The organism is Kineosphaera limosa NBRC 100340 (assembly GCF_000298215.1).
Taxonomy (GTDB): Bacteria; Actinomycetota; Actinomycetes; order Actinomycetales; family Dermatophilaceae; genus Kineosphaera; species Kineosphaera limosa.
Map to the genome: position 1 here is coordinate 1 of NZ_BAHD01000041.1, position 9733 is coordinate 9733.

The 9733-nt window shown below is 71.2% G+C and carries 10 protein-coding genes; 3 read left to right on the forward strand and 7 right to left on the reverse strand.

Annotated features, from left to right (window positions below):
• Nucleotides 1-136: 136 nt before the first annotated feature.
• Together KILIM_RS12585 and KILIM_RS12590 are read right to left on the reverse strand one after the other, a co-directional pair.
• Complete coding sequence (locus KILIM_RS12585) at nt 137-880, reverse strand: PIG-L deacetylase family protein (RefSeq protein ID WP_006593079.1); 744 nt, start codon at nt 878-880, stop codon at nt 137-139.
• Nucleotides 880-1281 carry a nuclear transport factor 2 family protein gene (locus KILIM_RS12590; RefSeq protein ID WP_006593080.1) on the reverse strand — a complete coding sequence of 134 codons (402 nt, stop codon included), beginning with the start codon at nt 1279-1281 and terminating at the stop codon, nt 880-882. The genes KILIM_RS12585 and KILIM_RS12590 overlap by 1 nt, the downstream gene beginning before the upstream one ends.
• A 108-nt stretch (nt 1282-1389) precedes the next feature.
• Here KILIM_RS12590 and KILIM_RS24045 point away from each other — a divergent pair, with 108 nt between their 5' ends.
• Nucleotides 1390-1650, forward strand: coding sequence for a hypothetical protein (locus KILIM_RS24045; RefSeq protein ID WP_006593081.1), 261 nt, complete (start codon nt 1390-1392; stop codon nt 1648-1650).
• Between the two features lie 31 nt (nt 1651-1681).
• On the opposite strand, the gene fumC is transcribed toward KILIM_RS24045, so the two are convergent.
• The 5 genes from fumC to KILIM_RS12615 all read right to left on the reverse strand — a co-directional run bounded on the left by fumC (nt 1682) and on the right by KILIM_RS12615 (nt 7718).
• Complete coding sequence (gene fumC / locus KILIM_RS12595; RefSeq protein WP_006593082.1) at nt 1682-3094, reverse strand: class II fumarate hydratase; 1413 nt, start codon at nt 3092-3094, stop codon at nt 1682-1684.
• Nucleotides 3095-3152: 58 nt separating this feature from the next.
• Nucleotides 3153-3728, reverse strand: coding sequence for an isochorismatase family protein (locus KILIM_RS12600; protein WP_006593083.1), 576 nt, complete (start codon nt 3726-3728; stop codon nt 3153-3155).
• A 90-nt stretch (nt 3729-3818) separates the two neighbouring features.
• Nucleotides 3819-5546, reverse strand: coding sequence for a precorrin-2 C(20)-methyltransferase (locus KILIM_RS12605; RefSeq protein ID WP_006593084.1), 1728 nt, complete (start codon nt 5544-5546; stop codon nt 3819-3821).
• A 4-nt stretch (nt 5547-5550) separates the two neighbouring features.
• Entirely contained in the window at nt 5551-6195 is a 645-nt protein-coding gene (locus tag KILIM_RS12610; protein ID WP_040563271.1) for a precorrin-8X methylmutase, read from the reverse strand.
• Between the two features lie 32 nt (nt 6196-6227).
• A complete protein-coding gene (locus KILIM_RS12615) occupies nt 6228-7718 on the reverse strand; it encodes a ferredoxin-like domain-containing protein (protein WP_006593086.1) in 1491 nt (496 codons plus the stop codon).
• A gap of 193 nt (nt 7719-7911) precedes the next feature.
• Between KILIM_RS12615 and KILIM_RS12620 the strand changes: the two genes are divergently transcribed.
• Both KILIM_RS12620 and KILIM_RS12625 read left to right on the forward strand, forming a co-directional pair.
• Nucleotides 7912-8979, forward strand: coding sequence for a YihY/virulence factor BrkB family protein (locus KILIM_RS12620; protein ID WP_006593087.1), 1068 nt, complete (start codon nt 7912-7914; stop codon nt 8977-8979).
• A gap of 174 nt (nt 8980-9153) precedes the next feature.
• Nucleotides 9154-9733, forward strand: a 580-nt coding sequence (locus tag KILIM_RS12625) for a sodium:solute symporter family transporter (RefSeq protein ID WP_006593088.1), incomplete at its 3' end; no start/stop codon positions are given.

A 9733-nucleotide genomic window follows, 5' to 3' on the forward strand; every position in this document is an offset into this window, starting at 1 on the left:
CCGCGCCGGTCGGCAGGGACCGCGACTGTCGGAGGAGCCGGGGACGGTCGGAGGAGCCGGGGACGGTCGGAGGAGCCGGGGACCGTCGGGGGAGCCCGGGGACCGTCGGGGGAGCCGGGGGACCGCGGGGCTTGGGCTAGAAGCCGTAGACTTCGAACGCTACGGCGTACTCGACATCCCAGCCGGCGGCCTGGGCGCCGCCGCGCAGGATGCCCGTCAGCAGCTCCCGCGGCGCGGGGTAGTCGTCGTCAAGACCCTCGAGGTATTGGGCGTGCGCCTCGAGCGAGGCCACTGCCTGCTCGAAGTACTCGGACACGTCGAGGGCGTGCGTCGGGGTGGCCGAGGCGGTCATCGCCGCGAACCGCACCCCCGACCAGGGCTCCAGCCCGTCGTCGACGAGATCGGTGAAGATCCACCGGTTGCCCGCGTCGCGCGCCCCGTCGATCAGCGCCTGACCGACGGCCCGGTGATCGGCCTGATTGGTGCCGCCGCCGCCGAATCGCTCGTGGTGCGTGAGGCCGATGACGACGTCGGGGCGGCGGATCCGCACCTCCCGCGCGATGTCGCGCCGCAGCGGCAGCCCGTATTCGACGACCCCGTCGGTGTGGCCGAGGAACTCGACGACATCCACGCCGACCTCGGCCGCGCCGTCCCGCTCCTCCTGGGCGCGGACCTGCGCGCACTCGCCGGGGTGCAGACCGTCGATCCCGGCCTCCCCGTACGTCGCCAGCAGGTAGGTGACGGTCTTGCCGTCGGCCGTCCACCGCGCCACCGCGGCCGCGGTGCCGTACTCGATGTCGTCGGGGTGCGCGACCACGACGAGCGCGCGCTCCCAGTCCTCGGGCAGCTCGGGCAGGGCGGATCGGTCGGTGCCAGTCATCACGGTGCTCCTTCTGGTTCGGCGGATTCCGCCGTGAGGGTTCCCTGGTGGTAGATCATGCGCCACGACTCGGGCGTGCGCTCCCAGATCGTCGCGCGTCGGCTCCGGCGTCCGGCCTGATCGAGTACGTACGTCAGCAGGTGCACGCCGGGAGCCAGCTCGCGCAGTCGGTGCCCGTGGGTCGTCCAGCCCTGCGTCACCAGGTTGTCGTGCTCTTGGGTGGCCAGGCGACGCAGCACCTCCTCGCGCACGACGTCGCGGGTGTAGGCGCGGCCCGACGCGCCGACCTCCCAGAAGTCCGGGGCGGTGACGGCGGCCAGGGACGGCTCGTCGTGGACGAACTGACGTAGGTGCAGGATCGGTTCGCGGGCGATGAGCTCGGCGGCCACGTCGTCGCGCATACCCGCATCCTGCCCGCCCAGGGGCCGAGGGTCACGCCGCCGCGCAGGCCCTGCGAGCTGAGTAGTTCGACTCTCGCCGCCATGCTCGGGCGCACGTAGATTCGCCCCATGACCAGATCAGAGGCGCCCGGGGAGGGTGGTGCCGCCCGCGGCGTGTCGAGGGGGTGGCGGTGGCCGGCGGCGTTCGCGGGGGTGTTGGCGCTCGCCGGAGCCGTGGTGTGGGGGCTGGGCGAATGGTCGCTGCGCGACGAGGAGGTGGTCGGCGCCAACATCGGTGCGGGGCTCTTGCTGCTGCTCAGCTGGGCGTTGTTCGGCCTTGCGGCGCTGACGGCCCTCGTCGCTGTCGTCGTGCGGCTCAGCCAGCGCTGACGCGCAGGCACCGGGAGCTGGCGCCTCCGGCTCAACGGCCCGTCATGTCGGCCGGCACGACCCAGGCGTCGAAGTCGTCGCCGTTCACCCCGGAGGCGAGGGCGGCCTCGCGCAGGGTGCTGCCCTCCTTGTGGGCTTTCTTGGCGATCGCAGCGGCCTTGTCGTAGCCGATGTGCCGGTTCAGTGCGGTGACGAGCATGAGGTTGGACGCGAGGTTCGCCTCGATGCGTTCGGTGTTCGGCTCGATGCCGACCGCGCAGTGCTCGTCGAAGGAGACGCACGCGTCGGCGATGAGGCGGATCGACTCCAGCACCGCATGCGACATCACCGGCTTGTAGACGTTGAGCTCGAAGTTGCCCTGCGACCCGGCGAAACCCACGGTCGCGTCGTTGCCGAAGACCCGGGTGCACACCATCGTCATCGCCTCGCACTGGGTCGGATTGACCTTGCCCGGCATGATGCTCGAGCCCGGCTCGTTCTCCGGGATCGTGATTTCGCCGATGCCGTTGCGCGGCCCGGAGGCCAGCCAGCGGACGTCGTTGGCGATCTTCATCAGCGCGGTGGTCAGGGTGCGCAGCGTCGCCGACAGCGCGACCAGGGCGTCGTGCGCCGACAGAGCGGCGAACAGGTTCGGCGCTTGATGGAAGTCCAGCCCCGTGATCTTGGCGATCTGCGCCGCGCAGGTGCGTCCGAACTCGGGATGGGCGTTGAGCCCGGTACCGACCGCGGTGCCGCCGATCGCCAGCTCCAGCACGCCCTGCTCCGCGTGCCGAACCCCTGCCAGCGCGGCGTCGAGCTGTGCGACCCAGCCGCCGATCTCCTGCCCGAGGGTCACCGGGGTCGCGTCCTGCAGGTGGGTGCGCCCGACCTTGACGACGTCGGCGAACTCCTCCGCCTTGGCCGCGAGGGTGTCGCGCAGCTGCTGGACGCCGGGGTAGAGCCGCTGGTGCAGCTCGACCGCGACGGCGATGTGCATGGCCGTGGGAAAGGTGTCGTTGCTGGACTGGCCGCGGTTGATGTGGTCGTTGGGGTGCACCGGGGTCTTGGAGCCGAGTTGCCCGCCGAGGATCTCGATGGCCCGGTTGGAGACGACCTCGTTGGTGTTCATGTTCGACTGGGTGCCGCTGCCGGTCTGGAACACGACGAGCGGGAAGTGGTCGGTCAGCGCGCCTTGGGCGACCTCACCGGCGGCCTGTTCGACCGCCGCGAGCTGCTCGTCGGTCAGGTGGGCGGAGCTGTCGGGGCCGAACTCGCCGAGCCCGGCGTTCGCGCGGGCCGCGGCCAACTTGAGGATGCCCAGGGCCTTGACCATCGCCGGCCCCCAGACGAAGGTGTCGCGGCCGATGTCGAAGTTGCCGAGGCTGCGTTGGGTCTGCGCGCCCCAGTAGCGGTCGGTGGCGACCTCGATGTCGCCCATGCTGTCGCGTTCGGTGCGGGTCGTCATGGTTCCCACCGTATGTCGACGGGCGAGCTGTCGGCGGGCGAGATGTGTGCGGGCGAGCTCAGAGTTCCTTGACGAGCTTGGAGACGGCCTTGAACTGCGGGTGTTCGGCGGTGCCGAGCCACTCGAACGCGACCATCTCGGCGGAGACGACAATCGCCCCGGCCTGCCGCAGCCGCGCCATCGCCAACTCCTTGTCGTGCACGTGCCGGGAGGCGCTCGCGTCGGCCACGACGAACACTTGCCGCCCGGCCTCCAAGAGCCCCAGCGCGGTCTGCAGCAGGCAGACGTGGGCTTCGCAGCCCGCGACGACGATCGCCCGGTCGGTGTTCGGCCCGTCCCAGTACCGGGCGAGGGTGTCGTCGAGCCCGCCCTCGCAGGCTCCGAACGCCATCTTCTCCACGACCAGTCCGGGGTCGGCCAGGTGCGCGCTGATCGCCCCGTCGTTCGGGCCGAGTCGCCCAGGATTCTGTGCGGTCAGTACCGCGGGGATGTCCAGTTGGGAGGCGACCTGGGCGAGGAACGCGGCCCGCCGCACGGCCTCCGCGCCGCCGGTCATCGCCGGCATGAGCCGCTCCTGGTAGTCCACGAGCACGAGCACGCTGTGCGCGGCGCGCATCCGAAGGTGCTGGGTCATGCGAATCGGCCTCCTGATTCGGGTTCGTCCACCGCGGTCACCGTCGCGCGAAGCTCCGAGTTGCCGCGGAGCCATGCCGGGGTGCCCGGACTACTGGGTCGGGCCGGCTCCGGCGGTCTGCTCGATCGGCGCGTCAGCCTGTGCGTCCGTCGGCGCGTCAGCCTGTGTGTCCGTCGGCGCGTCGGCCTGGGCGTCGGTCGAAGGGTCGGTGGCGAGGTCGGGATAGCGGCGGGGGGTGTAGACGACGCTATCGGCTGCGTCGGCGCCGCGCTGGGCGATGAGCGTCTGGCTGGAGCCGATGATGAGCAGCGTCCGCATATCGACGACGCCGGGATCGAGCTCGCCCAGCGTCGTGACGCTCACCCGCTCGTCGGGCGCACCGACCGCGCGGGCGACGATGACCGGCGTCTGCGGATCGCGGATGGCCAGCAGGTCGTCGCGCACGACCCCGACCTGCCAGGTGCGCTCCTTGCTCGCCGGGTTGTACAGGGCGATCGCGAGGTCGGCCTGCGCGGTGGCGCGCACCCGCTGCCGCACGACCTCGAACGGCTTGAGCCGGTCGGAGAGGGAGATCGTCGCGTAGTCGTGCCCCAAGGGGGCGCCGACGCGGGAGGCCGCGGCGTGAGCTGCGGTGACGCCCGGCAGAACCCGCACAGGAACGTGTGCGTACTCGGGCTCGCACGCGACCTCCAAGACGGCCGACGCCATGGCGAAGACGCCCGGGTCGCCGGAGGAGACGACCGCGACCCGGTGCCCACGGCGGGCGAGGTCGAGGGCGAACTCGGCGCGCTCGGACTCCACCTTGTTGTCCGAGTCGTGCGCCACCTGCCCGGGGCGCAGCGGCACCCGCCGCACGTAGGTCGTGTACCCGACGAGGTCGGTTGCGGCCGACAGGGCGGCCTTGGCTTCGGGGGTCAGCCACAGCGGGCCGGCCGGCCCGAGCCCCACGACCGTCACCTCACCCATGGTCGGTTCAGCGGGGGCCCCCTCAGTGCCGGTCTCCTCAGCGCCGGTCTCCTCAGTGCCGGTCTCTTTAGCCGCGGAGTCGTCGGCCGTTGTGGCCGCGGGGGAGGGGTCGCGCTTGCTCGCCGGGTCGCCGACGCGCGAGGGCACGACGAGCAGGGAGAAGTACGGCACCTGTTCGGGGTCGACTTCGCTGGCCGGCAGCACCCGCTCGTCAGGGGTGCTCGCCCGCTCGACGTACCACGCCTCCTCCCACCGTCCGGCGCGCACGAGCGCGTCGCGGACCCGGCCGAAGGTGCGGCCGAGCTTCATGACGACGGCGGTGTCGGCCTCTCCGAGACGGGCGGCGAGCTCCTCCTCGGGCAGGGTGCCGGGCAGCACGGCGAGGGTCTCGGTCGCCTCGACGAGGGGGCGGCCCAGCGAGGCACCGGCGGCGGTGATCGAACTGATGCCGGGGATGACGCGGGTCGGAAAACGCCCGGCGAGCCGGGAGTGCAGGTGCTGGTGCGAGGAGTGGACGAACGGATCGCCCTCCGCGAGCAGCGCCACGGTTTGCCCCGCGGCCAGGTGCTCGGCGAGCCGCTCGGTGGCCTCGTCGTAGAAGTCGGCCATCGCCCCCGCGTAGCCGCCGGGGTGCTCGCTGGTCTCGGTCGTCACCGGGTAGACGAGGTGGACTTCGATGTGGTCGGGCCGCAGGTGCTTGGCGACGATGCCGCGCGCGACCGACCGGCCGTGCCGCGCGGAGTGGAACGCCACGACATCCGCCTCAGCGATCGCCTTGGCGGCGGCCAGGGTGAGCAGGTCGGGGTCGCCGGGGCCCACGCCGACGCCGACGAGCGTGCCGGGTGTACTCATCGCGTCACTCCTGCGTGCTGGAGATGGCGTTGATGGCGCCGCACGTGATGGCCGAGCCGCCGCGGCGGCCGTGCACGACGATCGAGCGCAGGTCGAGGTCGTTGCCGGCCAGCGCCTCCTTCGACTCGGCGGCGCCGATGAAGCCGACGGGGATGCCGAGGATCACCGCGGGCCGCTGCTCCCACTCGTGCAGCCGGTCGAGCAGGTGAAACAACGCGGTCGGCGCGTTGCCGATCGCCACGACGGCCCCGTCGAGCCGCTCGCGCCACAGCTCGACGGCGGCAGCGGTGCGGGTCGTGCCCAGGTCGGCGGCCAGCTGCGGGACCCGCGGGTCCGAGAGCAGGCAGATCACCTCGTTGTCGGCGGGCAGACGCTTGCGGGTGACCCCGGAGGCGACCATCTGCACGTCCGTGAGGATCGGCGCGCCGGCCCGCAGCGCCGCCATGCCCGCGGCGACCGCGCCGGGGGAGAACGCGATGTCGCGGGTGAGGTCGATCTCGCCGGCCGCGTGGATCATCCGCACCGCGACCCGCTCCTCGTCGGCGTCGTAGCCGGACAGGTCGGCCTCCGCGCGGATCGTCGCGAACGAGCGCTCGTAGATCTTCGCGCCGTCGGTGATGTAGTCGTAGCGGCTCGTCGCCGGGGTCATGCGCTGCTCCTCAAGGGTGCTCCCGCCGAAAGTCATACCTTGCGGCGACGTTCAGAGAAAGAACTGTGGATCTCGCCGCAAAGTATGACTTTCGGCGGGAGGGGGGTGGGGCCCGGGTCGGGGGAGCCGGTGCGGCGGACCTGGTAGACGGGGGCGCCGCCGTCGTCAGGAACGGTGGCGACCGCCTCCACGTGGTCGGTGCGGGGATGCCCGCAGCGGCGCTCGCAGCCGGATACGTACAGCGGCAGTTGCCGGAGGTGCTCCTCTCGTTCGCCGAGCAGCTCCTCCTGCGTGCCGTCTGCCAGCAGCGATCGGACGATTTGGGCGTGCAGGCGGGTGGCGTCGGCGCGCACGTCGGCGATCGCGGAGGCGCAGCCGGGCAGGCCAGTGCAGGCTCCGAGCCGGACCCAGGGATCTCCGGGATCGACGGCGAGTCCGAGGGTGTCGAACCGCCCGAAGGCATCGACGGCGTCGTCGGGGGACAGCCCGGCGATGACGAGCCCGCGCCAGGGTGTCGTGCGCACGAGCCCGTCACCGGCGCGCGCGCACTCTGCAGCGGTGAACCACGCCTCGGCGGAGGCGGACCCGAGGGGGAGCGTGACCCGCACCGTCACCGAGCCGTGCGGGTTGAAGTGGAGCCCCGGCGGTGGTCCGACGCCGGGCGCGGGGTCCGGAGTGGGAGCGGTGGCGTCGTACGTCGGTGCGGCTCGCTCGACAGCAGCTCGCAGCGCCGCGGCCGCGGCACCGCGATCGGGCAGGTCGTCGACGCGCCACGCCGCGCCCGCGGTCTGCTCGTCGGCGACCTCCAGGAACGCCAGCGCCGCGGCCACGAGCGCAGCCGGCACATCGGGCAGCCGCACCGTAGGCCCGTCGCCTCCGGCACCCAAGAGAATGCGCGCCAGCGGCGCGACGCCCCCATCAGCACGATCGCCCCCGTCAGCAGGTTGATCCTCATCGAGCAGCACCGCGGCGACGTCGGGCTGGAGGGCGAGGATGTCGCCGCGGCCGTCGTCGATGCCGAAGAGAAAACGACCCGACAGTCCGGCAAGCCGGGGCTCCGCGACGATTGCGGCGTCGAGTTCCCGCACGATCTGCGGCGCGTCCGCCAGCTCGGCAGCCGCCGGGCCGGCGGGCCAGTGGCCCTCCTTGTCCAGTCCGGCCATCGGGGAGATGACGACGTTGCGCACCCGCTCGTGGCTGGCGGCCGGCAGCAGGCCGGCCGCGTCGAGTCGGGCGGTCAGTGCCTCAGGGTCGCGCACGCCGCGCAACTCGGTGTTGCCGCGGGCGGTCAGGTGCAGCTGCGGCTGGGCGGTCTCGATGGCGGCGTTCGCCAGCGCGTCGACCTGGTCGAGCGTCAGCAGGCCGCCAGGTAGCCGCACCCGCGCCAGGGGTCCGTCGGCGGCCTGGTGCAGCCGCAGCGCCCCGGGGCAGCGGTCACCGGCATCACGCGGGGCACGCAGGGGCCGGATGTCGGCCGCGACGCGCAGCGCGTCGGCGGCGTTGTCGGAGGCTGACTCAGGCACGCACCGAGCCTACGCCGCAGCGATCCGGCCGATCCGCCCACCGCTGAGCCCACTGCTGACCCCGCCGATCACGCTCCGCGAGCCGACTGCTGCAACGGTTCAGCCCGTTGCCAGCCCGGCGCCCGGGAGCCGGTCGCCCGCTCTGCCAGAATGACGGCGACCCAACCAGACTGGCGCCGAGGGGAGCCGAACCGTGTCCATCCACCGACGCCTCGACGGCTTCCAACGCCGCCACCCGGTCCTCGGGGTGCCGGTCGCGGTCATCTACAAGTTCCTCGACGACCAGGGCGTCTACCTCGCCGCACTCATCGCCTTCTACGGCTTCATCTCCATCTTCCCGTTGTTCCTCTTGCTTACCTCGATTCTGGGATTCGTGCTCGACAACGATCCGGAGTTGCGGGAGGCGATTTTGGAGACGGCGATGGCGCAGTTGCCGGTCATCGGCGGACAGATCCGGGCGCAGGAACTCTCCGGCAGCTTTGTCGCCGTGACCATCGGTGGCCTGACCGCGCTCTACGGTGCGATCGCCGTCGCCTCCGCGGTGCAGAACGCACTGAATGTCGCGTGGAACGTGCGCCGCAACCAGCGACCGAATCCGGTGGTGTTGCGCCTGCGCAGCGTCGGGCTGCTGTGCGTGCTGGGCCTGTTCGTTTTCGGCACGACGATCCTGTCGCAGGTCGGGGGCGCGCTCGCGGGATTTCTGCGGCTCTCCGGGTACTTCCAGTCCATCGCGCTCGGCGGCTCGCTCGTCATTTCGGCGTTGCTGTTCGTCGTCATCTTCCGGTTCGGCACCGCCGCGCAGGTCTCGGTGCGCCAGGTACTCCCGGGGGCGGTGCTGGCTGCGGTGTTGTGGCAGGCGCTGCAGGCCGGCGGCGCGTCGATCGTGCAGATGGCGATCGGGCGCGCCGGTGCCGCCGAGGGGGTCTTCGGCATCGTCCTCGGGCTTGTCATGTGGCTCTATATTGCCGCGATGGCCCTGGTGTTCAGCCTCGAACTCAACGTCGTGCTGGCTCGGCGCCTCTACCCGCGGGCGCTGCTGACTCCGATGACCGACCGGGTCGACCTCACGGTCGCCGACCAGGTGGCGTACACCCACCTCGTGCAGACCCAGTCGCTCAAGGGGTTCCAGAACGTCGACGTCACCTTCGACCACGACGGCCAGAACGCGACCGCGCATCGCCGGGCCCGCAAGGAAGCGCGAGCCCGCAACGAACGTCCTGAGCCAGGCCGCGTGGGTGTCCGGTCCGGGCGGATTGGGTAGGCCCACAGCTCGCTATTCGGACATAAGGCGTCGGCTTGTCGGGGCTTCGCGGCTACGGTGAGACCTTTACCGAGCCCCGGATAGGGCTCGAGTCGGGCTCGAGACCGGGCCTTACTCAGGCCCTCAAACAGACCCCGACAGGCCCCGGACGGCCCTCCACGACAGGAGCCAGGCATGTACGACGCCGGACAGCAGATGGTGCTCGGCACCATCACGATCAGCTACTTCGTCTTTCTCATCCTCGTCTCCGTGTGGATCGGGATGACGAAGATTCACACGTACGACGATTACAACGTCGCCTCCCGCAATGTCGGGCTGTTTCCGCTGATCCTCACCTACGTCGGCACGGCGATCGGAGGGTCGCTGCTGCTGGGCATCATGACCAACGGCTACAGCCTCGGCATGGGTCAGCAGTGGTTCAACATCGCGATCTTCGTCGCCAGCGTCGTCATGGCGGTGTTCTTCGTCAAGCGCATCCGGGTGCTCGGGTCGCGCAATAACTACGTGACGATCGGCGACTTCACCGCGCACCGGTTCGGCTCCGCGGCGCGCCTGCCGACCACCGTTTCGGTGCTCACGGCGTACTGCGCGATCACCGGTATGCAGTTCGTTTCGGTCGCGTTGATCCTCAATGTCACCGCGAATATCGACGTCACGCTGGCGATCTTCATCGCGTGGGTGATGCTGACGCTGAAGACGATCTTCGGTGGCCTCAAAGCCGTCATCTGGCAGGACGCCGTGCACGGCACCATTC